The sequence below is a fragment of the Marinobacter litoralis genome (genome assembly GCF_016427555.1).
GTDB lineage: Bacteria > Pseudomonadota > Gammaproteobacteria > Pseudomonadales > Oleiphilaceae > Marinobacter > Marinobacter litoralis_A.
The window spans coordinates 210,061-232,622 of the sequence record NZ_JAELVS010000004.1 but is presented as its reverse complement, the minus strand read 5'-3'; the positions used below and the strand labels follow the sequence as shown (position 1 = coordinate 232,622).

Sequence of the window (22,562 nt, the reverse complement as noted above, 5' to 3'; positions counted from 1 at the left end):
ACTCACGCCAATAAATAACACATTGTTTCTGATGGGAGCCCGGCAATGGCTGCACCTGATCATTTGGTGATTTTCGATACTACTCTCCGAGACGGCGAACAAAGTCCCGGAGCTACGATGAACAAAAATGAAAAACTTCGTATCGCCAAAGCGCTGGAAAAACTGCGAGTTGATGTGATCGAAGCAGGCTTCGCTATTGCCAGCCAGGGTGACTTCGAGGCGGTTAAAGCCATCGCTGAAACCATCAAAGAATCAACCATCTGCAGCCTTGCGCGAGCACTTGATAAAGATATCGACCGGGCCGCCGAGGCGATTCGCCCGGCTGCTCAGGGTAGAATTCATACCTTCATCGCGACGTCGCCTATTCATATGCAGCACAAACTGCAGATGAAACCGGATGAGGTCGTCGAGCAAGCAGTACGCGCTGTCAAGCGTGCGCGAAGCCACGTTGATGATGTCGAGTTCTCTTGCGAGGACGCAGGGCGTTCAGAACTGGATTTTCTTTGCCGGATTATCGAAGCGGCTATTGATGCCGGTGCCACCACCATTAATATCCCGGACACCGTCGGTTATGCCATTCCTGAAGAATTCGGCGAAACGATTCGCCAGCTGCTGAATCGTATTCCTAACGCTGACAAGGCGATCTTCTCGGTTCATTGCCATAACGATCTTGGCCTTGCAGTGGCCAACTCGATTGCGGCAGTAACCAATGGTGCGCGGCAGGTTGAGTGTACGATTAACGGCTTGGGCGAACGTGCCGGTAACGCCTCTCTCGAAGAGATCGTCATGGCGGTGCGCACCCGTAAAGATCTGTTCAATATCGATACTCGCGTGAACGCCGAGCACATTGTTCCTGCCTCGCGTCTGGTCTCCACCATTACCGGGTTCCCCGTTCAGCCCAACAAAGCCATTGTGGGTGCTAACGCGTTTGCCCATGAGTCGGGCATCCACCAGGATGGTGTGCTTAAACACCGTGAAACCTACGAGATCATGAAAGCGCAGGATGTCGGCTGGCATACCAACAGTCTGGTGTTAGGTAAACATTCAGGGCGAAACGCTTTCCGCACCCGTTTGCAGGAACTGGGCATTCAGTTCGAAACCGAGACCGAGTTGAATGAAGCGTTTACTCGCTTCAAAGCGCTGGCAGACCTTAAGCACGAGATCTTCGATGAAGACTTGCAGGCGATCGCCAGCGATACCAAGCAAAAAGAAGAAGTTGGCCGCTATGGCCTGGTGTGCATGAAAGTGGCATCAGAAACTGGCGTTGTGCCGAAAGCGACGCTGACCATGACCGTTGACGGTAACGAGCATACGGTGACTGCCGAAGGCAGTGGTCCGGTGGATGCGGCTTTCAAGGCTATTGAGTCACTGGTGGATTCCGGTTGTAACTTGCAGTTGTACTCAGTGAACAGCATCACCAGCGGCACGGATGCGCAGGGTGAGGTAACTGTTCGTTTAGAGCGTGGGGGGCGCATTGTGAACGGTGTGGGCGCAGATACCGACATCATCATCGCGTCTGCCAAAGCCTATATCGAGGCGCTCAATCTGGTGACTTCTGGTGGTATTCGTCAACACCCACAGGTTGCTGATGTCTGAAGTCTTGCCGTTAGCTTCATCGCTAGCGATGGGGTTTGGTTTCTATGCACACTGAAGCGGCAAGACAATTCTATCTTGGCGTCGCCGGGGTCAGGATGTGGTATGCGCGTGAACCACTGCCTGGCGCTGCGCCGAGTCCGGAGTTTGACTTTGGGGAGTCAGAAGAGGCATCGGTGGCATCAGAAATTTCGGTCTCTGCGCCGACAGCGCCTGCTCAAAAAGATCCGGAGCTCGCAGCCCGCAGTCGTGACAAGATAGCTCATCTGCAAAGTTTGATGTCGGCGGTCGATGCGCCAACCAAACAACCTCAGCAGGTTGAATCGCCGGAGCCTGCACGAGCGCATGTAACCCCCGTTGATGAATTGGGGCCGGCTGAGGAAGTTCCAGCCGAAGAGAAGGAGCGTGAAGTCGTTCCGAGTCAATTGCCAGACCCAGTACCGCGTGTGTTTGTCGAGGCATGGCAGGGCAATCGTTTCTTGTTAGTCGGGGAAATGTCCGAGGATACCAGCCTGTCGCTGCAACAGACATTGGCAGTCAACATATTGAAAAGCCTGGGAGAGAGTTCTCCTGCAGGGCTTGGCGCTTTGCAATGGCCATTGTTTAATAACCTGAAAGTTTCGATCAATCGCATTGAGCATTTGCTGGAGGCAATTTCCGCGAGCTACGGTAACGCCGAGGCTCGGCAAATCATTGTTCTGGGTAGTGATGGGGAATTGCTTGAGCGGGCGTTTGAAAAGCCGGTAGCTGTGCGGTTTTCGGGCAGCTTGGCGAAACTGGCGGCAGATCCTCAGTTAAAGCGACAGCTATGGCAAGAGCTCAAACCGTTGGCGAGTCTATGACGGCATCAGACGTGCTTCGAGGCGCCTCTTTCGCTATTCGTCCTCTTGCTCTGGAAGATCTGCCGAGAGTGATGGAGCTGGAGCGGCTTGGCCATTCGCACCCCTGGACGGAGGGGATCTTTCGGGATTGTTTCAAAGACAGTTACCGGCTTTGGGCGCTTGATTACGATAACGAATTGGTTGGCTATGCAATCGTGAGTTATCAGTTTGACGAGGCGCACTTGCTTAACGTGTGCGTGCACCCGCAATGTCGAGGCATGGGGTTCGGGCGAAAACTGCTGAAGCATGCAATCGCGGTCGCCATTGAAGACGACCTTGCATGCATGATTCTGGAAGTCCGTAAAAGCAATCGTGCAGCAACCATGCTGTATAGAAGCGAAGGTTTTCAACAGATTGGCATCAGGCCGCAATACTATCCCGGGCCATCCGGTGGAGAAGATGCCAGGGTCATGGAGTTGCAGTTCACCTGACCCCCCGCTAGGCCTTATAATGCCGCGTTTATCATCCATTCCATTCAGGCTGTTGTCTTATGTCTAACCTATCGAAGGAAGTGGCCAAGCGCCATACCTTTGCGATTATCTCGCACCCGGATGCCGGTAAAACTACCATTACTGAAAAGGTACTGCTGTTCGGGCAGGCTTTGCAGAAAGCCGGTACGGTTAAGGGTAAGAAGTCGGGCCAGCACGCAAAATCTGACTGGATGGAAATGGAAAAAGAGCGGGGCATCTCGGTAACGACCTCGGTGATGCAGTTCCCCTATGGCGGCAAGTTGGTCAACCTGCTGGACACCCCGGGCCACGAAGATTTCTCAGAAGATACCTACCGTACTCTGACTGCCGTTGACTCCTGTCTGATGGTGATCGACAGCGCGAAAGGGGTAGAGGAACGGACCATCAAACTGATGGAGGTAACTCGCCTTCGGGATACGCCCATACTGACCTTTATGAACAAGCTCGACCGTGATACTCGCGATCCGATTGAGCTGATGGATGAGGTGGAGGATGTACTGAAGATTGCCTGCTCTCCGGTAACCTGGCCAATCGGTATGGGTAAAAGCTTCAAGGGTGTGTACCACTTGATCCGCGATGAGGTGATTTTGTACCAAACGGGACAGGGCCACACCATTCAGGAGCAGCGGATCATCAAGGGTCTGGACAACCCGGAGCTTGACGAGGCGCTCGGTGGCTATGCCGAAGACTTGCGTGACGAGATCGAGCTGGTGAAAGGGGCGTCCCACGAGTTTGACCAAGAGGCGTTCCTGGCTGGCGAGCTGACGCCGGTATTTTTCGGTACGGCGCTGGGCAACTTCGGTGTCGATCATATGTTGGATGGACTGGTGGATTGGGCGCCAACACCGCAGCCCCGTGCCACCGATGTGCGGACGGTAGCGCCGGAGGAAGACGGCTTTTCCGGTTTCGTATTCAAGATTCAGGCGAACATGGACCCGCAACACCGGGACCGGATCGCTTTCGTTCGGATTGTCTCTGGCAGCTATAAGCAGGGCATGAAGGCTCGTCATGTGCGTATCGGCAAGGATGTCCGCTTCTCGGACGCATTGACGTTCATGGCTGGTGATCGGGAGCATGCCGAAGAGGCGTTCGCAGGCGATATTATTGGTTTGCACAACCACGGAACGATCCAGCTAGGCGATACCTTTACCGCCGGTGAAGATATGAAGTTTACCGGTATTCCGAACTTTGCGCCTGAGTTGTTCCGCCGGATTCGTCTGAAAGATCCGTTGAAGGCCAAGCAGCTTCAGAAGGGATTGATTCAGCTGTCTGAGGAAGGCGCGGTTCAGGTCTTCCGGCCGTTTAAAAACAACGATCTGATTGTTGGCGCTGTTGGTGTTCTGCAGTTTGACGTGGTGGTTGCCCGGCTGAAGAGCGAATATAAAGTAGAGGCCATCTACGAGCCGATCAACGTAGCTACTGCGCGCTGGGTAACGTGTGACGATGAGCGTAAGCTGGAAGAATTCCAGCGCAAAAACCAAGAGAACGTGGCGCTGGATGGTGGCGACAGACTGGCTTACATCGCGCCAACGATGGTGAATCTGACTCTGGCACAGGAGCGCTATCCGGACATTCAGTTCCATAAAACCCGGGAGCACTAAGAAAATCTCACGGAGCCGACAATGCGCCTGTTCGATGCCCATTGCCATTTCGATTTTCCGGAATTTGACGAGTGTAGGAAGCAGGTCTTAACTCGAACGCGAGCCGCTGGCGTAACGGGCTTGGTTATGCCCGGAGTTCGGCAAGCCGATTGGGGGCGATTGGCCGCGTTGAGTTCACCCGATGACGGATTGTGGTATTGCCTGGGGATTCACCCCTGGTTCATCGGCGAGCATGACGCGGCGGATCTGGATGCACTGGAAGTGGCGGTGGAAAGAAAGGCGCCCGGGTGTCTTGGTGTCGGCGAGTGTGGTCTTGATGCGTTGCGGGGTTCGATAACTGAGCAATTGCCCTGGTTTGCGGCGCAGGTTCAGGTAGCGGCCCGGTTTAATATGCCGTTGGTGATCCACTCTGTTAAGGCGCATGATCAGACGGCGGCGCTGCTTCGCTCGGAGCGTTGGCAGGGGTGCGCACTGATTCACGGTTTTTCTGGAAGTTATCAGCAAGCCTGCCGCTTTATTGAACTGGGCTGCTATATTGGAGTGGGGGGCGTGATCACTCACGACCGGGCAAAGAAAACGCAGGATGTGATTGCTCGCTTGCCGTCTGACGTTTTGGTGCTGGAAACCGATGCGCCGGATATGGCGCCTGCGGGAGTTGCCAAGGGGCGGAATTCCCCGGAGTACCTCCCGGATATTTTTGCTCAGCTGGCTAATCTTCGGGGCGAATCCAGGGATTGGCTTGCAGAGGTGTTGTTGGAAAATGCGGGCAAGCTCTACGGCCGGGCGCCGGATGTATTAGCGCCAACTTAAGCGTTGTGTAGGGGATTTACGAGACAAAGCGACGTAGGGTTGGCTTTCTTTCGGGGTTCGAGTATACTTCGCGCCCTGGCTTTTCAAGGCGATGTCACTATCTCAGCCCCGAATAGTGCCAGCGCAAACTAGGTATGGACCTCCTCCGGATGCCTTGCATGTACCGGTGGTGGTTTTTAACGTTTCTTTTAGCGTTCAAGGCGGAATCAATGAAGACTCTGAGTGCGAAACCAGAAACTGTAAAACGTGACTGGTACGTTGTAGACGCAGCCGGCAAGACGCTGGGTCGTCTGTCAACCGAAATCGCCCTTCGTCTGCGGGGCAAGCATAAGCCTGAGTATACCCCTCATGTGGACACTGGCGATTATATCGTTGTTATCAATGCCAGCCAGGTGAAGGTTACCGGCAACAAGGCATCTGATAAGATGTATTACAGCCATACCGGCTTTCCAGGTGGAATCAAATCCATCAATTTCGAGAAGCTGGTTGACAAGGCTCCCGAGCAAATCATTCAGAAGTCTGTGAAAGGCATGCTTCCGAAAGGTCCGCTTGGCCGTGCCATGTTCAAGAAGCTGAAAGTGTACGCCGGCGCTGAGCATGCGCATGCCGCCCAGCAGCCCAAAGAACTCGACATTTAACGGAAGGCGAATATGTCTGTAGCACAAAATTACGGTACTGGTCGCCGCAAGTCATCCACGGCTCGGGTTTTTATCAAGCCGGGAAGCGGTAACATCTCTATCAATGGTCGTACTATCGAAGAATTCTTCGGTCGTGAGACTCTTCGGATGATCGTTCGTCAGCCGCTGGTTGTTGCGGGTTCTGAAGATCGTTTCGATATCAATATCACTGTTAAGGGTGGTGGTATCAGTGGTCAGGCCGGCGCAATTCGCCACGGTCTGACTCGCGCCCTGATGGATTACGACGAAACTCTGCGCCCGGCAATGCGCGAAGCGGGTTACGTTACCCGTGACGCACGTAAGGTTGAGCGTAAGAAGGTTGGTCTGCGTAAAGCGCGTAAGCGTCCGCAGTTCTCCAAGCGTTAATCTGCACTTCGTGCCGATGGAAAAACCCGATCTTTTGGTCGGGTTTTTTTGTGCCTGAAGACGATAAAAATTTTTGACCTGGCGCAGGGGAAGGCCCAGCGGCGGGCCTTTCTAACTTGTAAGCGAAGGTTAATTTCATTACCATTTCCTCGCTTATAATTTTGGGTTGTGAAGTCCTTTTCGAAGCGCAGTATCGGTGTTTCCGCGTCTGTGCCTCGCCTGATGGGAGAAAACCATAATGAGTAATGGCGACGTGAGCCAAGGTCGGCGCCGATTTCTAATCGGTGCCACATCCGTGGTAGGTGGTGTCGGCGTCGTCGGTGCAGCCGTTCCTTTCGTAGCGTCCTGGAACCCCAGTGCGAAAGCGGAAGCGGCCGGTGCGCCGGTAACAATGAATGTCGACAAAATTGAGCCGGGTCAGCAGGTAACTGTTGAGTGGCGAGGTAAGCCGGTATGGGTAATTCGCCGGTCCAAAGAGATGCTGGATCGTGTCGAGGAAATGACTCCCCGGTTGAAAGATCCAGAGTCAACGGCAGCCAGTCAGCAGCCAGAATACATCAAAGGAACCCACCGCTCCCTGAATCCGGAGTTTATGGTTCTTGTGGGTATCTGTACGCACCTGGGGTGTGTGCCTACCTATCGTCCTGAGGTGGCTCCAGCAGACTTGGGCGCCGAGTGGTTGGGCGGGTTTTTCTGCCCATGTCACGGTTCGAAATTCGATTTGTCGGGCCGCGTGCTAAGCGGGCAGCCAGCACCTCTGAACCTGGAAGTGCCGCCTTACCGGTTTGATAACGATACGACCATGACGATTGGTCTTGATCCGGAGGCAGCGTAATGCAAAAACTTCTGAATTGGGTAGATGAGCGACTGCCGGTCATCGACGCCTGGAACAAACACGTTGGGAAGTATTACGCGCCCAAAAACTTTAACTTCTGGTACTTCTTTGGCTCGTTGGCCATGCTGGTGCTGGTCAACCAATTGGTTACCGGTATCTGGTTGACCATGAGCTACAACCCGTCCGGCGAAGGCGCGTTTGCCTCCGTTGAATACATCATGCGTGATGTTGAATGGGGTTGGTTGCTGCGTTACCTGCACTCGACGGGTGCATCGGCATTCTTTGTGGTGGTCTATCTCCACATGTTCCGTGGCTTGATGTACGGTTCATACCAGAAGCCGCGCGAGCTGATCTGGATCTTCGGCATGCTGATCTATCTGGTGCTGATGGCAGAGGCCTTTATGGGCTACCTGCTGCCTTGGGGTCAGATGTCTTATTGGGGTGCCCAGGTTATCGTTAACCTGTTTGGTGCTATTCCGGTGATTGGTGAAGACCTGTCTCTGTGGATTCGTGGTGATTACCTGATTTCCGGTATCACGCTGAACCGCTTCTTTGCTCTGCACGTTGTTGCGCTGCCGATTGTTCTGTTGGCGTTGGTTGTGCTGCACATCCTGGCGTTGCACGAAGTGGGATCAAACAACCCTGACGGTATCGACATTAAGAAAAACAAAGACGAGAACGGCATTCCGAAAGACGGTATCCCGTTCCACCCGTACTACTCAGTGCACGACCTGCTGGGTGTGGCGGTGTTCTTCTTTATCTTCTTTATCGTAGTGTTCTTCTTCCCGGAAATGGGCGGCCTGTTCCTTGAGAAGCCCAACTTTGAGCCGGCTAACAGCCTGAAAACACCGGCCCACATTGCACCGGTTTGGTACTTCACGCCCTTCTACGCCATGCTGCGTGCGGTAACGGTTGACCTGTTCGGTCTGGATGCCAAGTTCTGGGGTGTGGTTGTGATGGGGGCGGCCATTGCCATCCTGTTCGTTCTGCCTTGGCTGGACAGAAGTCCGGTTCGGTCAATTCGCTACAAAGGCTGGCTGAGCAAGATCGCTCTGGCGATTTTCGTAATCAGCTTTGTGGTGCTGGGTTACCTCGGCATCGTGCCTGCAACGGAAGGCCGTACCACGGTTGCGCAGATCCTGACCACGCTCTACTTCGCGTACTTTATTCTCATGCCGTTCTATACGCGCATGGAAAAAACCAAGCCAGTACCAGAGAGGGTGACAGGGTAATGAGAAAGCTGATATTTGGTCTTTTCATAGCGATCCTGCCGGCTTTCGGGCTGGCAGCGGGTGCCGCGGTTCCTCTGGACGAGATGACCCCGGACCACACTGACAAGGCGTCTCTGCAGCGTGGTGCTGCGTTGTTCACCAACTACTGCATGGGTTGCCATTCGATGGAATACGCACGTTACAAGCGTGTTTCCGAAGATCTGGAAATCCCGGCCGATTTGTACGAAGAGAACCTGATCTTTACCGGCGCCAAGATTGGTGAGCTGATGAAGAACTCTATGGACAAAAGTTTGGCTGCAGGCTGGTTTGGTGCTCCGCCACCTGACCTCACTCTGGAGACCCGTTTGCGTGGTGAGTCCTGGGTATATTCGTACCTGCGTGGCTTCTACAAAGACGAAAGCCGTCCGCTGGGCGTGAACAACGTGGTTTTCGATCTCGTTGGTATGCCTCACGTGATGGTCAGCCTGCAAGGTTTGTGTGCGGTTAAACCCAACATTGGCGTGAAGCCGACGGTTGAGCCTCTCAGCGGCAACATCAACAACGGCGATGCCTGCCCTGAGTACGCCATCGAAGGCAGCATGAGTGGTGCTGAGTTCGATCAGGCAATGTGGGACCTGACCAACTTCATGTCCTATATGGGTGACCCGGTGAAGGTTGAGCGCGAGCGTCTGGGTATTTTCGTGCTGATCTTTGTGGCCATCTTCTTCGTCTTTGCCTACTTGCTCAATCGCGAGTACTGGAAAGACGTACATTAAGATTTAGGGTATAATCCTTAATCCTAGATTCCAGCGGTCCCTCAAAGGACCGCTGGTTTTTTGCGTTTACTGGATTGTTTCGATTTTAGAATCGTGAGGTAGCTTATATGGGCGTTGTGACCAAGCGGTCATCAATGACTTTTTTCTCGGACCCGAACAGCCACTACAGCCATCGTGTGCGTATCGTATTGGCTGAGAAGGGCGTTACCGTTGATGTTGTTGATGTAGAGCCGGATAACCCTCCGGCAGAACTGGCGGATCTGAACCCGTACAACGCCGTACCGACATTGGTGGATCGTGACTTGGTTCTGTACGAGCCGAACATCATGATGGAGTATCTGGATGAGCGTTTTCCGCATCCACCGCTTTTGCCTGTGTACCCCGTTGCACGCGCTAACAGCCGTTTGATGATCCATCGCATCCAGAAAGACTGGTGTGCTCTGGTTGATCAGATCGTTGCTCAGCCAACCGGAAAGGCTTCAGACGCTGCGCGTAAAGAACTGAAAGAAAGTTTGCTGGCGACCGGCCCGCTGTTTGCGGAAATGCCGTTCTTCTTGTCTGAAGAGTTCACCATTGTGGACTGCTGCATTGCGCCGATCTTGTGGCGTTTGCCCGCTCTGGGGATCGAGCTGAGCGATAAAGACAAGCAGGCCAAGCCTCTACTCAAGTATATGGAGAGTATCTTCAGTCGCGAAGGCTTTAAGGCTAGCCTTTCTGACCTTGAGGAAGATATTCGCAGCTGATGGCATAGCGCCCGGCTTCCAAATCAGGAGTTGTTGAAGTGTCTGATTTCAATATTGCCATGACCTCCAGCCGCCCCTACTTGGTGAGGGCGCTGAATGAGTGGATTCTGGACAACGACTGCACCCCGTATATTGTGGTTGATGCGGGTGTGCAAGGTGTTCAGGTGCCGACAGAGCACGTGGCTAATGGTCAGATTGTTCTGAATATCAGCACGGGGGCCGTAAGGGGCCTGGTGATTGGTAATGGGGCGATCGAGTTTAGTGCACGTTTCGGCGGCGTACCCATGCAGGTGTTCATTCCCCTGCAGGCTGTGCTGGCAATCTATGCCAAAGAAAATGGTGAGGGAATGGTGTTCGGCAGCGAGCCGGGCTTTCCTGATCCGGAAGGGGATGAGGCTCCCGCCCCGAAAGCGGACGAACGGCCTACCGGCCGGCCGACGTTAAAGGTAGTGAAATAAAAAAAGCCGGCTTGCCGGCTTTTTTCTTACCCGCCAAATAGCTTCGCATCGATCTGGTCACACAGCGCGTTGATGATCACCATCATTAACGGCGTTGCTTCGTGCGGCGAAAGATCGTTCAGCGCCACTTCGTGATCTTCAGGGTGCATCAGCGAGGTGATGTCTGATTTTTCCCGAGCACTGAGTACAACGACCATCATTTCCCGGTCGTGGGCCGCCTGAATAGCCTGAATCAGGTTAGCTTTGTGGCCGTCGTCCACAACCACAAACAGTAGGTCGCCGGGTTTGCCTACGGCCCTTACTTGTCTTGAAAAGGTGTCGTTAAAGCGGTTGTCCCGGCAGATCGCAGAGTAGGTGGTTGCATCGGCGCCCAGGTTGATGGCAGGGAGTGCGGGCCGATCCTGATCAAACCTCGAAAGAAGTGCGGTGCACAGGTATTGGGTAAGCACGTTGGCGTTGCCGTTCGCGCAGGCGATTATTTTGCCATCCTGTAGCAGTGTGGCTACAAACGCGTCTGCGACGGTTCCGATGGCCGGGCCTGCAGTGACAGCCGCTTGGGCTGTCTGTTCCATGTGGTTTGCAAACCAGTAATTGATTCGTTCTTCGGTATTGGTCATGGTGCCGGTACTAATCTGCCTGAATTGCATTTTTAACCCATTGTACCCGGTATTTGCTGGTAGTTCCCGGCGTAATACCGACTACGTCGATGCGTGTCTCTGCATCCCAAAGGTTGTTTCTGTGAAGATAAAAGGAGGCGGCTCTCACCAGTCGCTTCTGCTTGCTCGGAGTGATCGAATCCAAAGGATCTACCAGGCTGTTGCTTTTCCGGTACCGTACTTCAAAAAATACCAGCGCTGTTCCGTCCAGGCCGATGAGGTCAATTTCGCCTCCGCGGTTGTAGACGTTGCGTTCAAGAATAGAAACGCCCCGGCTGGCGAGGTACCGGGCGGCCACGCCCTCGTAGAAGTCGCCTAACGCTTTTGTGCCGTCCTTGGCCATGATTTATCGCTGTTCGGTGATTATTCGCCCGGTACAAGAGCGTCCGGCGATTTAGTCTCCAGTACTTCGGGGCTGCCATTAACAAACCTGGCCCAAAGCTGCTCTCTGTGTATTGCGCCGGATGGGGCCATGGTCAGTGTGCCAGTGTGGCCGTTAATAGCGGCATCTTTAACTTGTTGCAGGAGCGGTAGGCGTTTGCTGAGTTGCCAGGCATCAGCGCCCATGGCAAATAGTCGCCCGAGTTGCCCTTTGGTGCCGCTAAGATACTGTTCCGCATCACTGCGCAGAGGGTTGTCGTTCTCCGCGAGAACCCACGGAATATCGGTGAAGATGACGTTGTTCAAGTCACGGTCCCGGCTTGGATTGGGCACGCCCTCGTATGTGATGGATGGGCCGTATACCGGCAGATTCCCCGCAAAATAGAACGCAAATAGCGGTTTAAACTGTCGGGCGATTGTCGGCGCGGCGACCATCACGATAGCCTCGGCATCCTGGCGCGGGCGGGGCTCAAACTCAACGTTCAGGCCTATGGTGCGTTCTACGTCGATTGCCCGCTGCCGGGATGCGGTTACACCAAGAACGTCGGCGGTGATGGCACGCAAGTTGTCTTCGGGGAAGAAGCGCTGAACGTGAAGTGCTGTGACGCCGATCTCTTCAAGTTTATCGGTTAATGCGGTGGTCACCCGGTCGCCCCATTCACCGTTGGGAATGAGTGCCAAAATACGTGTGACCTTGTCTTTGGCGAGTTGCTCGGCAATTTGGCGAGCTTCATCTTCAGCGGACAGCCCGTATTGGTAGAGCCCGTTGGGCGCCTTGTGGTCATTGGGAAGGTAGTTCAGGCCCAGCACGGGTACCGGCAACGTGTTCATCTCAGACAGTTCCGCCAAGCCGGTTTTCTCAAGCGGGCCTACGATTAAATCGGTGTTGCCGTTGCTGAGCTTGCGGTACAGATCGAGAAACGGCTGGTTGGCCGTATCCACCACCCGGATATCGGTTTTGCTCCGGTTCGCGCTTTGGTCGTTGTAGTAAGCGGCGATGAATCCGTCTCGAATCGCTTTGCCGGCGCTGGCTAGTGGCCCGTTGAGAGGCAGTGCCAGGACGATGTTTTCCGGTCGCGACGAGGAAATGTCGGCCATCAGAGCAAGTTCTTTGGGCAGGGTTTGGGCCGCCGGGTGGCCCGGCCAGTTGTTCTGCCACTGGCGAATGAGTTTGCCCTGTGCATCGAGGTTACCGCCGGTGTTTCTTAGTGTGCTTGCCAGTTCCAGCCAGCCCTGGTTTTCAAAGCCGATGGCTTTGGTGTTGCTGGTCTGCAGCTCCTGATTGCCAACGGTTTTCAGCTGGCTCCAGATTCTGTCGTGTATGTTCTGGGGGCTGGTACTGCTGTCGGTTTGGGCTAGCAGGATCAGCGTCATGGCTGAATCGAGGGGTTCGCCCGCCAGGGCCAGAGTTTGGGCCTGCAGGTTTGCCGCCCGGGCCAGCATATCGCTGGGGTACTGGAGAAAGTCTTCAACCTTGCTGGTGTTCGCAAGTTCTTGTGCCCACTCTTGGTCTTCCAGCTCGATGGCGCTGGCCATGGCAAGTAATCGCTGCTGTTCGCGGAGCTGGCCTTCGGTGGACTTTAATAGAGTGTGCCGAAGGATATTCCTGGCGGCAGTGTGATCGCCCTTTGTCTGGTAATTGCTGGCCGTGCGGAGAAGATAGCGTTGGGCGCGTTGGGGGTCGTTTTCATCCGCCGCTATGGACAAGGCTTGTTCCGGTGTTTCGGCAATGTGCGTGTCCAGGTTAATGGATGCACAGCCGCTGAACAGGGATGTCAGAACAACGAGTAACGTAATCGTGGATAATGCGTTGCGGTTTGTCATCATGGCAGGCTCGGTGGTCTCCGGATCTTTAGGCTTGTGATGCCGCTAATTAGCTGGCAAGTTTACCAGCTCCCGGCCTTTTTCACATGACGTGCCTGTCATGGGGCGGCTATATATTCGTGTTATTCATTCTCCGGAGTCATTTATGCCCATAACTGAGCGAACGCCCGTAAGTGTCGGCGGCCAGTTGTTCGTCGTTGCCACGCCGATCGGAAATCTCGAGGATCTAACCGAGCGGGCGCGCCAGGTGTTGGCCAAAGCCGATTTGGTGGCGGCCGAAGATACCCGTCACAGCGGTAGGCTGCTTCAGCATCTTGGGCTAAATAAGCAGATGCTGGCGCTCCATGACCATAATGAAAGGGCGCGGGTAAACCAGGTTCTTGAAGCGTTGTCGCAAGGGCAGAGCGTTGCGTTGGTGTCGGATGCGGGCACGCCTTTGATTTCCGATCCCGGGTATATTCTCGTGAGAGAAGCACGGGCGGCTGGTTTTCAGGTTTCTCCGATTCCCGGCGCTTGCGCTTTGGTGGCGGCTCTGTCGGCCGCAGGGCTTCCAACTGACCAGTTTTTGTTCGCGGGTTTTTTACCGGCGAAACGGGCGGGGCGCAAGTCGTCCCTGGAAAATTTTAAGCGCCAGCCCGCAACACTGGTGTTCTACGAATCGCCTCATCGTATTACGGATCTTATGGAGGACCTTGTCGAGGTGCTGGGCGCAGAGCGTGAGTGCGTGTTGGGCAGAGAGCTGACCAAGACTTTTGAGACCTTCTACTCAGGGCCCGCCGCTCAGGTGTTAACCGATCTGCAAGCCGATCCGCACGGTTCCAAGGGAGAGTTTGTGGTGATGGTTCGTGGTTCGGACGAGGCTCCGGGCGCGGAGGCGTCGGTGGATGCAGATAAGTTGTTGGCCATGCTGGTGAAAGAGTTACCGGTGAAGAAGGCGGCCAGAATCGTTGCCGATGTCTGCGGTCTCGGGAAGAACGAGCTGTATCAGCGGGCGCTGGCGTTGAAGGAAGGTTAAAGCGCTTGCGTGTGGGCGGCTGCAGGGGTATTGTCAGCTCCGAGCTCGCCAGACAGTCGCCGCCGGTTTTACCGGGGGAGGAAAGTCCGGGCTCCATAGGGCAAGGTGCCAGGTAACGCCTGGGCGGCGCGAGTCGACGGAAAGTGCAACAGAAAATACACCGCCTAAGTGCCTTCGGGCGCCGGTAAGGTTGAAATGGTGCGGTAAGAGCGCACCGCGTGACTGGCAACAGTTCACGGCATGGTAAACCCCACCTGGAGCAAGACCAAATAGGAATCCGTTGGCGTGGCCCGCGCTGGATTCGGGTAGGTTGCTTGAGGCCTGTGGTGACGCAGGCCCTAGATGAATGACTGTCCACGACAGAACCCGGCTTATCGGCGAGCTCTTTTTCCTATCATTATTTAATGTGCGTACTTATCACAGCCCTGCGGTTATAGCCAAAAGATCTTATACTTTAGGCTGAGCGTTTAGAACGTTCTGCAGGTTCTTGTTTTTTCACTACTTCTCATTGCCTGTTCAGGCTCTCCATAAATTTCTATTTCGTAACCTCTTGTCATTAAAGGAACTTTTGGCCTTGCGGCGGCGAAAGCGGCGCTTGCATTGTCTTTTGCGTGTTTCTATAGTGTGCGGAAGTGGGAAAAAGTGGTTTCTAGTGGTTTTTTGTGGAAATGGCACCCTTGGACACGGCGTAAATGAGCAACTTTCTTGGCAGTCATGCCATCAATATGGACGCAAAGGGTCGCTTGGCGATCCCCACAAAGCTGCGCGAAGAACTCGCGCAGCTTTGTGGCGGCCGTATTGTTTTGACTGCCAGCGCCAATACCGATGAAGAACGCTGCGTATTGTTGTACCCGGAACCGGAATGGGAAGCCTTGCGCCCAAAAATTGAAGCCCTTCCCAATATAAAGAAGCCGGTTAGGCGTCTTCAGCGTTTGATGCTGGGCAACGCTGCCCCGATGGAACTGGATTCGGCGGGCCGTATTCTGGTGCCGCCGACGCTCCGAACATACGCCTATTTGGAAAAGAAATTAATGTTGATCGGTCAGGGTAATAAGTGGGAGCTCTGGAGCGAAGAGCGTTGGATGGCCTGGCTGGATGATTCCGCTGACGATGATGATGTGCCCCCCGAAATGGAGGCGCTGTCGCTATGACCAAGCCGGAATCTGATTCAGTTGAGGGTTTCAAACATCGCTCCGTATTGCTCGATGAGGCTGTTGATTATCTGGTTAGTGATAACGCAGGTTGTTATGTCGATTGCACCTTCGGGCGTGGCGGGCATAGCCGGCTGATTCTGAGCCAGCTCAGTGAGCAAGGGCGCTTGCTGGGTATTGATAAAGATCCCGAGGCTATCCGGGTGGCTGAAGAATTGGCGGCCGGCGATCAGCGCTTCGACTGGTTTCATGGTTCTTTTTCTGAACTCGAAGGGGCGCTAAGTACGCAGCAGTGGCCAACGGTCAACGGTGTGTTGATGGATTTAGGGGTGTCTTCGCCACAGTTGGATGATGCTGAGCGAGGCTTCTCGTTTATGCGAGACGGCCCGCTGGACATGCGTATGAACCCGCAGCAGGCGCCAAGCGCAGCACAATGGTTGGCTAGCGCGGATGAGAAAGATATTGCTGATGTCATTTTTCGGTACGGCGAGGAGCGTTTCTCTCGCCGTATTGCGCGTTTGGTGGTTCAGCGCCGGGCGGAAGAGCCGCTGGAAACAACCCGGCAGTTGGCGGAACTGGTGGCCGAAGCGGTCCCCAAAAAAGAAAAGCACAAACATCCGGCTACACGCACGTTTCAGGCGATCCGAATCTTTATCAATCGGGAGCTTGAAGATCTGGAGATCGGGTTAAAGGTCGCCGCGGAGCGTTTGGCACCGGGCGGTCGATTGGTGGTGATCAGTTTCCACTCTCTGGAAGATCGTTTGGTTAAGCGGTTTATGAGAGATCTGGCCCAAGGGCCAAAGATTCCAAAAGGCGTGCCAGTGACGGCAGAGCAGATGCAGTCTTCTTACCGTTTGATCGGCAAGGCCAATAAGGCGAGCGATCACGAAATAGACGAAAACGTTCGGGCTCGCAGTGCAGTGATGCGCGTGCTGGAACGAAGAACTCACTGAAGCGAATTCGCAAGGGAGCGAGACGCCATGGGCGCCGTAGCAATTGAACAACCAACGAAAACCGCGAAGCTCAACAAAGAGAAGGTCCGAGAGGGCGTCGTCTCAGCGGTTCGCGTGTCACGGGAAGTCTTTGAAACGGCCCGGGAAAAACAAGTGCTGGTGACGTTAGTGCTGATATTGGCACTAACGGTGTCAGCCATTGGCGTGGTGGTAAGCGCCCATGAAAACCGCGAGCTGTTCAATCGCTTGTCGACTCTGCAGCAGCAGCGCGACGCACATGAGCGCGAATGGAGCCAGCTTCTTCTGGAACAGAGTGCATTGAGTGCTCATGGTCATGTCGAGAAGTTGGCAGCAGAGCGTTTTGGTATGAGGGTTCCGGGGCGCCAGGATATCGTGCTGGTGCCGTTGATGACGCCGATTGCGGCTAACTAAAACTATAACAGCAGCAAGGTGGCCAATTTGTCCGCTCGAAGCGAACAGACAAACAGCAGGGTGCAGCGACTGGCGGCAGGCTTGAAAGCCTGGCGCTTTTATTCTGTGCTCGGCGTTTTTCTGCTGGTGATGCTGGGTATTGGTTGGCGCCTGACTGATTTGCTTGTCGTTGATAATGACTTCCTGCGCCAGCAGGGCGATGTCCGTACTATTCGAACGGAATCCATTGACGCCCACCGCGGGGTGGTTACAGATCGCCACGGCGAACCGCTTGCGGTGAGTACTCCGGTTCAGACTGTGTGGGCAAACCCGTCCGAGATCGATCCCGAGCATCCGAAATTGGCGGTGCTGGCCCGGCTGCTGGAGCTTTCTGAAGGCGAGCTGCGCCAGCGCCTTCGTGATTACGCCAGCCGAGAGTTTATTTACCTGCGCCGCAAAGTGCAGCCAGCGATGGCAAAAGAGGCTTTGGCGCTGGGGCTCGGCGGCATTTATGCACGTCAGGAATATCGTCGCTATTACCCTGCTGGTGAAGTGACTGCGCACGTTGTTGGGTTCACCAATATTGATGAGGACGGCCAGGAAGGAATTGAGCTGGCTTATAACCAGTGGCTGGAAGGTGAACCGGGCGCAAAACGGGTTCTGAAGGATCGTCGAGGCCACATCATCAAAGACCTGATGCTGGTGCGAGATGCCCGCCCGGGCAAAGATCTTGAGCTGAGCATTGACCTCCGGCTCCAGTATCTCGCCTACCGCGAACTGAAAGCGGTAGTGGGAGCCCATAAGGCGCGTGGCGGTACGTTGGTGATGCTGGATGTCAGTACGGGGGAAGTGCTGGCGATGGTTAACCAGGGTTCCTATAACCCGAACGACCGCTCCCAGTTGGCGGTCGAGAATCTGCGAAACAAGGCCATAACCGATCTGTTTGAGCCGGGTTCCACCATTAAGCCGTTGACGATTGCGGCGGCTCTGGAATCTGGAGAGTACAACGCCAACAGCACCATCGACACCTCACCCGGGTATCGCCGCTTCGGGCGATTCACTATTCGGGATCATCGTAACTACGGCGTGATGGACCTGACCAAGATTATCGTCAAGTCGAGCAACGTCGGGGTCAGCAAAATTGCCAACGATTTGGGTGGAGACGTTCTGAGTAACCTGTTTTCTCGCATGGGGCTCGGGCAGGCCACGGGGATTGGTTTTCCCGGGGAAGCCGTTGGTGTCTTGCCTGCCCGGCCAAAATGGCGGCCGGTTGAAGAGGCAACACTGTCATATGGCTACGGCCTGAGCGTAAATGCGTTGCAGTTGGCTCAAGCCTATATGGTGTTGGCCAATGGGGGCATCCGGTATCCGGTCAGTCTGCTGAAGCAAGATCAGCGGCCACAAGGGCAGCGGGTTCTCAGTGAGAAAGTAACCTACGAAGTCCGCCAGATGCTGAAAGACGCGGTAGCGAAAGGTACAGGGGGCAGAGCTCAGCCAGGCCTGTATGCCGCTGGCGGTAAAACCGGCACCGTGCACCTGGTTGGCGCCCACGGCTATGAAGACAGCATGTATAAAGCCATTTTTGCGGGCATGGCACCGATTGATGATCCGAAAATTGTCACGGTAGTGGCAGTAGATGCGCCCCAGTCAGGCGAGTATTACGGTGGTGAAGTGGCTGCACCGGTGTTTGCTCGGGTAATGGGGGATGCGTTGCGTTTGTTGAACGTAAAGCCGGAGCTGGAAGTGTCTGGTGTCGGGTCTGGTGCCAATGCGTCAGGGGATAGGGGGTAACTATGTGCATCACGTCGATCAGTACCCTTTTGCAAGGCATTGTTGATGTGCCTTCGGTGTTTGATGTCACTATCCATGGCCTGCAAACGGACAGTCGAAATGTTACGTCGGGCGATGCGTTTATCGCTTTGTCGGGAGCCGAGACACCGGCGGACGCTTATCTTGATCAAGCGATTGAGGCCGGGGCCACCGCGGTGTTGCTGGAAACGGCGATCCCGAAAGAATGCCACGAACGTCAGGGCGCGCTGGTTGTCCCGGTTGTAGGTCTTCGAGACCAGATGGGGCGTATCGCCACGCGATTTTTCGAGCATCCCTCACGGCACTTGCGGGTGGTGGGTGTAACGGGCACCAATGGAAAAACGTCGGTGACGCAGTACATCTCGGCTCTGCTGAACGAAACGGGCACGTCCTGCGGTGTGCTTGGCACACTGGGATACGGCATGCCCGGTAATTTGCAGCCAGCCACCCATACCACGCCGGATGTGGTTCAGGTGAACCGGGTGTTGCATCAGATCCGCCGGGACGGCGGTCGAGCTGCGGTTATGGAAGTGTCCTCTCATGCGTTGGCGCAGGGGCGGATTGATAAGGTGGCAATGACTGGGGCGGTTTTTACCAACCTGACCCGGGATCATCTGGATTATCACGGCACCATGGAAGCCTACGGCGAGGCCAAGGCCCGCTTGTTCCGCCGTGAAGAACTGCACTTTTCTGTGATCAACTTCGACGACCCGTTCGGGCGCCAGTTGTTCGAGCAGACGGAAGGGTTGTGCGACCGTGTCCGTTACAGCTTGCATGAAGCCCAAACCGAACTGTGGTTAAAAGAGTTTACCCCGACCGCAACAGGCTTTCGTGCCGTAGTTGACGGTCTGTGGGGCGAGTTTGAATTGGATGTGCCTCTGTTGGGCAGTTTCAATGCGAGCAATGTCCTGGCCGCAATGGCTACCGTTCTGACGCTGGGCGTTCCATTAGACCGGGCAGTTGATGCCTGTTCCCGGCTGGTGCCACCTCAGGGCCGGTTGGAGAAATATCTGGCAGCCGATGGTCGTTGTGTGGTGGTTGATTACGCGCATACACCCGATGCGCTGGCAAATGCGTTAGCGGCTTTGCGCCCCCACGCAGAGGGCAAGTTGATCTGCGTGTTTGGCTGTGGCGGTGATCGTGACCCCGGTAAGCGCCCTGAGATGGCGGCTGAAGCAGAAAAGGGTGCCGATGTGGTCATTGTGACAGACGACAACCCGAGGTCAGAAGACCCGGCACATATCGTCAAGGATATCGAGAAAGGCTTCTCTGAAGCAGGCAAGTGTCGGGTGGTTCATGACCGCGCGGCCGCCATCGCAGAGGCCATTGCCATGGCCGGTCCGAAGGACTTGGTGTTGATTGCCGGCAAAGGCCATGAAGCCTGGCAGGAAGTGGCGGGCCAGAAATTACCATTCAGTGATGCCGAGCAGGTGCAGATTCAGTTGCACCTGAATGGAGGTGTGGCATGATGCGCGCCTTTTCGCTGGCAGAAGCCAAATCCTGGCTACGCGCATCGATGGCGGGCACGCCGGTAAACGCTGAAGAGATTCAGTTCAACGGTGTGTCTACCGATACCCGCGCGGTTGGCGAGGGGCAGTTGTTTGTGGCCCTGCGCGGTGAGCGTTTCGATGGCCATGAATTTCTGGAGCAGGCCCGCTCGCAAGGCGCTGTGGCTGCGGTGGTTGATACCGCAGACGAGGCGGTGCCGTTTCCGCAATTGGTGGTCGATGACACGGTCAATGCCCTAGCTGTTTTGGCGGCGGAAAATCGCAACAACAGCAGCGCGCAGCTGGTGGCGATTACGGGTAGCAGCGGCAAAACCACGGTTAGGCAGTTAACCGCTTCCATTCTCGAACAAATGGGTGAGGTGCTGGCGACCGAAGGCAATTTGAACAATCACATCGGAGTGCCGCTCACGTTGTTCCGGTTGTGCCCGGAACACCAGTACGGCGCCGTAGAACTGGGTGCGAGCGGCTTGGGTGAGATCGCCCACACGGTGGCGATTGCGCGCCCGCAAGTCGTGATTCTGACCAATGCCGGTCAGGCTCACCTTGAAGGTTTTGGTAGTTACCAGAACATCATCAAAGCCAAAGGCGAAATCATTGACGGCGTCGCCGAGCAGGGTTTGGTCGTGCTCAACCGGGATGATCCTGCGTTTGATCAGTGGTTGGAGCGAGTCGGTCAGCGCCGGGTGGTGAGCGTGTCCCGGATGAAACACCCGGAGGCGGATTACCGGGCTGAGGCACAGGTCGCGTCGGATCAGACCATGGCAGTCACGGCGGAAGGGCCAAATGGCTGGCGTTGTGCGTTCACTTTGCCACTGGTCGGTGAGCATAACGTCAGTAATGCTTTGTGCGCCATTGCCGCCTGCCGTGAGCTGGGTGCGACGGACGAGCAGCTTGTTCAGGGTCTGGGCGGCGTTCAGGCCGTCAAAGGGCGTTTGCAAGTGCTCGAACCTGTGCCGGGCTTTACCGTGATTGATGACAGCTACAACGCCAACCCGGCGTCCATGAAGGCGGCGATCGACGTGCTTTCCGGATACCAAGGGGAGCGGATAGCGGTGTTGGGTGCGATGGCTGAACTGGGAGAGCAGGGCGATGACCTGCATGCCGAGGTCGGAGCGCACGCCAAGGACAAAGGAATAGAGCGTCTGTTGCTGGTGGGGCCGGGTTGTGAGGGCTACGCCAAAGGCTACGGACAAGGTGCTGAACAATTCCAGACCCATGAGCAAGCTGTGAATGCCATCGTAGATGGCCGGCAGGGTGCTCAGGTGGTGCTGGTAAAAGGTTCTCGAAGTTCCGCCATGGATCGCGTGGTGGAGGGAATGCTGACAAAGGTGAAAAACGCATGCTGCTCTGGCTGACAGAGGTTTTATCTCAATATTTTTCTGCGCTGACGGTATTTCAGTACCTGACCGTGCGCGCTATTTTCGGAGTGCTGACAGCACTCCTGATTTCGCTGATGATCGGTCCGTTGATGATCCGTAAGCTCAGCCAGTACCAGATTGGGCAGGCAGTCAGAGACGACGGCCCTCAGACCCACCTGAGTAAGGCTGGCACCCCCACCATGGGTGGCGCGCTGATTCTTGTGGCCATCGCTATTTCAACTTTGCTGTGGGCTGATCTGAGTAACCGCTATGTCTGGACCGTGCTATTGGTCACCATTCTGTTCGGAGCCATCGGCTGGGTAGATGATTATCGAAAGGTGGTTGAGCGGAACCCCCGCGGGTTGCCGGGGCGTTGGAAGTATTTCTGGCAATCGGTGATTGGGGCAGCGGCTGCCGTGGTGTTGTACGCCACATCTACGTTGCCTCAGGAAACATCTTTGTATTTGCCGTTTCTGAAAAACGTCTCTCTCACTCTGGGGCCAGTGCTGTTCATTCTGCTGACTTATTTCGTCATTGTCGGTAGTAGCAACGCGGTAAACCTGACCGATGGCCTCGATGGGCTGGCCATTATGCCCACCGTGATGGTAGCCGGTGCGCTTGCCATCTTTGCGTATGTGTCCGGGCACGCACAATTTGCCAATTACCTGTTAATTCCGCACCTCCCGGGTACCGGCGAGCTGATTGTGTTCTGTTGCGCGCTGGTCGGCGCGGGTCTCGGCTTCTTGTGGTTCAACACCTATCCCGCTCAGGTGTTTATGGGTGATGTAGGCGCGCTGGCATTGGGGGCGGCTCTGGGAGTGGTCGCGGTCATCGTTCGCCAAGAGATTGTGCTGTTCATTATGGGCGGTGTGTTTGTTATGGAAACCGTGTCGGTCATTCTTCAGGTGGCGTCGTTCCGCCTGACAGGGCGCCGGATTTTCCGGATGGCGCCGCTGCACCACCATTTTGAGCTGAAAGGTTGGCCGGAGCCGCGCGTCATCGTGCGGTTCTGGGTCATTACTGTGGTTCTGGTACTGATTGGCCTGGCCAGTCTGAAACTCCGATAGGAAAGTAA

The 22,562-nt window shown here is 55.3% G+C and carries 23 protein-coding genes and 1 other RNA gene; 21 read left to right on the top strand and 3 right to left on the bottom strand.

The window, feature by feature from the left end; translation table 11 throughout:
* Window positions 1-45 precede the first annotated feature (45 nt).
* The 12 genes from JAO79_RS13060 to JAO79_RS13005 all read left to right on the top strand — a co-directional run bounded on the left by JAO79_RS13060 (window position 46) and on the right by JAO79_RS13005 (window position 10,421).
* Window positions 46-1,596: a 2-isopropylmalate synthase gene (locus tag JAO79_RS13060; RefSeq protein ID WP_199007689.1), complete on the top strand. Its 1,551-nt coding sequence runs from the start codon at window positions 46-48 to the stop codon at window positions 1,594-1,596.
* A 173-nt stretch (window positions 1,597-1,769) separates the two neighbouring features.
* Entirely contained in the window at window positions 1,770-2,435 is a 666-nt protein-coding gene (locus tag JAO79_RS13055) for a hypothetical protein (protein ID WP_199007688.1), read from the top strand.
* Complete coding sequence (gene rimI, locus JAO79_RS13050) at window positions 2,432-2,905, top strand: ribosomal protein S18-alanine N-acetyltransferase (protein ID WP_199007687.1); 474 nt, start codon at window positions 2,432-2,434, stop codon at window positions 2,903-2,905. The genes JAO79_RS13055 and rimI overlap by 4 nt, the downstream gene beginning before the upstream one ends.
* 59 nt (window positions 2,906-2,964) lie before the next feature.
* A complete protein-coding gene (gene prfC, locus JAO79_RS13045; protein ID WP_199007686.1) occupies window positions 2,965-4,545 on the top strand; it encodes a peptide chain release factor 3 in 1,581 nt (526 codons plus the stop codon).
* Between the two features lie 21 nt (window positions 4,546-4,566).
* The gene (locus JAO79_RS13040; RefSeq protein WP_199007685.1) at window positions 4,567-5,355 is read left to right on the top strand and encodes a TatD family hydrolase; all 789 of its coding nucleotides are present in this window, start codon (window positions 4,567-4,569) and stop codon (window positions 5,353-5,355) included.
* A gap of 209 nt (window positions 5,356-5,564) precedes the next feature.
* The gene (gene rplM / locus JAO79_RS13035) at window positions 5,565-5,993 is read left to right on the top strand and encodes a 50S ribosomal protein L13 (RefSeq protein WP_114333849.1); all 429 of its coding nucleotides are present in this window, start codon (window positions 5,565-5,567) and stop codon (window positions 5,991-5,993) included.
* A 12-nt stretch (window positions 5,994-6,005) separates the two neighbouring features.
* Window positions 6,006-6,398, top strand: a complete 393-nt coding sequence (gene rpsI / locus JAO79_RS13030; RefSeq protein WP_114332874.1) for a 30S ribosomal protein S9 — start codon at window positions 6,006-6,008, stop codon at window positions 6,396-6,398.
* A gap of 238 nt (window positions 6,399-6,636) precedes the next feature.
* Window positions 6,637-7,233: a ubiquinol-cytochrome c reductase iron-sulfur subunit gene (gene petA / locus JAO79_RS13025; protein WP_199007684.1), complete on the top strand. Its 597-nt coding sequence runs from the start codon at window positions 6,637-6,639 to the stop codon at window positions 7,231-7,233.
* Window positions 7,233-8,465, top strand: a complete 1,233-nt coding sequence (locus tag JAO79_RS13020; RefSeq protein WP_199007683.1) for a cytochrome b — start codon at window positions 7,233-7,235, stop codon at window positions 8,463-8,465. The genes petA and JAO79_RS13020 overlap by 1 nt, the downstream gene beginning before the upstream one ends.
* Complete coding sequence (locus JAO79_RS13015; protein WP_199007682.1) at window positions 8,465-9,220, top strand: cytochrome c1; 756 nt, start codon at window positions 8,465-8,467, stop codon at window positions 9,218-9,220. Before JAO79_RS13020 ends, JAO79_RS13015 begins: the two co-directional genes overlap by 1 nt.
* A gap of 107 nt (window positions 9,221-9,327) precedes the next feature.
* A complete protein-coding gene (locus JAO79_RS13010) occupies window positions 9,328-9,963 on the top strand; it encodes a glutathione S-transferase N-terminal domain-containing protein (RefSeq protein ID WP_199007681.1) in 636 nt (211 codons plus the stop codon).
* 59 nt (window positions 9,964-10,022) lie between these two features.
* On the top strand, window positions 10,023-10,421 hold the full coding sequence (locus tag JAO79_RS13005; protein ID WP_199007703.1) for a ClpXP protease specificity-enhancing factor: 399 nt from the start codon (window positions 10,023-10,025) through the stop codon (window positions 10,419-10,421).
* 26 nt (window positions 10,422-10,447) lie between these two features.
* Here JAO79_RS13005 and JAO79_RS13000 read toward each other — a convergent pair whose 3' ends face one another.
* The 3 genes from JAO79_RS13000 to JAO79_RS12990 are packed head-to-tail and all read right to left on the bottom strand — an operon-like array spanning window position 10,448 to window position 13,285.
* Entirely contained in the window at window positions 10,448-11,038 is a 591-nt protein-coding gene (locus JAO79_RS13000; protein WP_199007702.1) for an SIS domain-containing protein, read from the bottom strand.
* Window positions 11,039-11,048: 10 nt separating this feature from the next.
* Window positions 11,049-11,420: a YraN family protein gene (locus JAO79_RS12995; protein WP_199007680.1), complete on the bottom strand. Its 372-nt coding sequence runs from the start codon at window positions 11,418-11,420 to the stop codon at window positions 11,049-11,051.
* A 20-nt stretch (window positions 11,421-11,440) separates the two neighbouring features.
* Window positions 11,441-13,285, bottom strand: a complete 1,845-nt coding sequence (locus JAO79_RS12990) for a penicillin-binding protein activator (RefSeq protein ID WP_227664600.1) — start codon at window positions 13,283-13,285, stop codon at window positions 11,441-11,443.
* A 142-nt stretch (window positions 13,286-13,427) separates the two neighbouring features.
* Between JAO79_RS12990 and rsmI the strand changes: the two genes are divergently transcribed.
* From rsmI to mraY, 9 genes are all read left to right on the top strand, one after another.
* Window positions 13,428-14,297 (top strand): 16S rRNA (cytidine(1402)-2'-O)-methyltransferase, encoded by an 870-nt coding sequence (rsmI, locus tag JAO79_RS12985; RefSeq protein ID WP_199007679.1) that lies wholly within the window; start codon window positions 13,428-13,430, stop codon window positions 14,295-14,297.
* 40 nt (window positions 14,298-14,337) lie between these two features.
* An RNA gene (rnpB, locus tag JAO79_RS12980) (RNase P RNA component class A) lies at window positions 14,338-14,687 on the top strand.
* Window positions 14,688-14,989: 302 nt separating this feature from the next.
* A complete protein-coding gene (gene mraZ / locus JAO79_RS12975; protein ID WP_199007678.1) occupies window positions 14,990-15,448 on the top strand; it encodes a division/cell wall cluster transcriptional repressor MraZ in 459 nt (152 codons plus the stop codon).
* A complete protein-coding gene (gene rsmH, locus JAO79_RS12970) occupies window positions 15,445-16,401 on the top strand; it encodes a 16S rRNA (cytosine(1402)-N(4))-methyltransferase RsmH (protein WP_199007677.1) in 957 nt (318 codons plus the stop codon). Before mraZ ends, rsmH begins: the two co-directional genes overlap by 4 nt.
* 27 nt (window positions 16,402-16,428) lie before the next feature.
* Window positions 16,429-16,833, top strand: coding sequence for a cell division protein FtsL (gene ftsL, locus JAO79_RS12965; RefSeq protein ID WP_199007676.1), 405 nt, complete (start codon window positions 16,429-16,431; stop codon window positions 16,831-16,833).
* A gap of 27 nt (window positions 16,834-16,860) precedes the next feature.
* Complete coding sequence (locus JAO79_RS12960) at window positions 16,861-18,603, top strand: peptidoglycan D,D-transpeptidase FtsI family protein (protein WP_199007675.1); 1,743 nt, start codon at window positions 16,861-16,863, stop codon at window positions 18,601-18,603.
* 2 nt (window positions 18,604-18,605) lie between these two features.
* Entirely contained in the window at window positions 18,606-20,090 is a 1,485-nt protein-coding gene (locus JAO79_RS12955; protein WP_199007674.1) for a UDP-N-acetylmuramoyl-L-alanyl-D-glutamate--2,6-diaminopimelate ligase, read from the top strand.
* Entirely contained in the window at window positions 20,087-21,484 is a 1,398-nt protein-coding gene (locus JAO79_RS12950; protein ID WP_199007673.1) for a UDP-N-acetylmuramoyl-tripeptide--D-alanyl-D-alanine ligase, read from the top strand. The genes JAO79_RS12955 and JAO79_RS12950 overlap by 4 nt, the downstream gene beginning before the upstream one ends.
* A complete protein-coding gene (gene mraY, locus JAO79_RS12945) occupies window positions 21,469-22,554 on the top strand; it encodes a phospho-N-acetylmuramoyl-pentapeptide-transferase (RefSeq protein ID WP_133006412.1) in 1,086 nt (361 codons plus the stop codon). Before JAO79_RS12950 ends, mraY begins: the two co-directional genes overlap by 16 nt.
* The last annotated feature ends 8 nt before the right edge of the window (window positions 22,555-22,562 follow it).

Coding starts and splice junctions, on each gene's coding strand:
- JAO79_RS13020 (WP_199007683.1), top strand. CDS start 7,233: ATGCAAAAACTTCTGAATTGGGTAGATGAGCGACTGCCGGTCATCGAC.
- rsmH (WP_199007677.1), top strand. CDS start 15,445: ATGACCAAGCCGGAATCTGATTCAGTTGAGGGTTTCAAACATCGCTCC.
- petA (WP_199007684.1), top strand. CDS start 6,637: ATGAGTAATGGCGACGTGAGCCAAGGTCGGCGCCGATTTCTAATCGGT.
- JAO79_RS13005 (WP_199007703.1), top strand. CDS start 10,023: ATGACCTCCAGCCGCCCCTACTTGGTGAGGGCGCTGAATGAGTGGATT.
- JAO79_RS12955 (WP_199007674.1), top strand. CDS start 18,606: ATGTGCATCACGTCGATCAGTACCCTTTTGCAAGGCATTGTTGATGTG.
- prfC (WP_199007686.1), top strand. CDS start 2,965: ATGTCTAACCTATCGAAGGAAGTGGCCAAGCGCCATACCTTTGCGATT.
- JAO79_RS12990 (WP_227664600.1), bottom strand. CDS start 13,285: ATGATGACAAACCGCAACGCATTATCCACGATTACGTTACTCGTTGTT.
- JAO79_RS13060 (WP_199007689.1), top strand. CDS start 46: ATGGCTGCACCTGATCATTTGGTGATTTTCGATACTACTCTCCGAGAC.
- JAO79_RS13000 (WP_199007702.1), bottom strand. CDS start 11,038: ATGACCAATACCGAAGAACGAATCAATTACTGGTTTGCAAACCACATG.
- rpsI (WP_114332874.1), top strand. CDS start 6,006: ATGTCTGTAGCACAAAATTACGGTACTGGTCGCCGCAAGTCATCCACG.
- JAO79_RS13010 (WP_199007681.1), top strand. CDS start 9,328: ATGGGCGTTGTGACCAAGCGGTCATCAATGACTTTTTTCTCGGACCCG.
- JAO79_RS12995 (WP_199007680.1), bottom strand. CDS start 11,420: ATGGCCAAGGACGGCACAAAAGCGTTAGGCGACTTCTACGAGGGCGTG.
- mraY (WP_133006412.1), top strand. CDS start 21,469: ATGCTGCTCTGGCTGACAGAGGTTTTATCTCAATATTTTTCTGCGCTG.
- JAO79_RS12950 (WP_199007673.1), top strand. CDS start 20,087: ATGATGCGCGCCTTTTCGCTGGCAGAAGCCAAATCCTGGCTACGCGCA.
- rplM (WP_114333849.1), top strand. CDS start 5,565: ATGAAGACTCTGAGTGCGAAACCAGAAACTGTAAAACGTGACTGGTAC.
- ftsL (WP_199007676.1), top strand. CDS start 16,429: ATGGGCGCCGTAGCAATTGAACAACCAACGAAAACCGCGAAGCTCAAC.
- rimI (WP_199007687.1), top strand. CDS start 2,432: ATGACGGCATCAGACGTGCTTCGAGGCGCCTCTTTCGCTATTCGTCCT.
- rsmI (WP_199007679.1), top strand. CDS start 13,428: ATGCCCATAACTGAGCGAACGCCCGTAAGTGTCGGCGGCCAGTTGTTC.
- JAO79_RS13040 (WP_199007685.1), top strand. CDS start 4,567: ATGCGCCTGTTCGATGCCCATTGCCATTTCGATTTTCCGGAATTTGAC.
- JAO79_RS13015 (WP_199007682.1), top strand. CDS start 8,465: ATGAGAAAGCTGATATTTGGTCTTTTCATAGCGATCCTGCCGGCTTTC.
- mraZ (WP_199007678.1), top strand. CDS start 14,990: ATGAGCAACTTTCTTGGCAGTCATGCCATCAATATGGACGCAAAGGGT.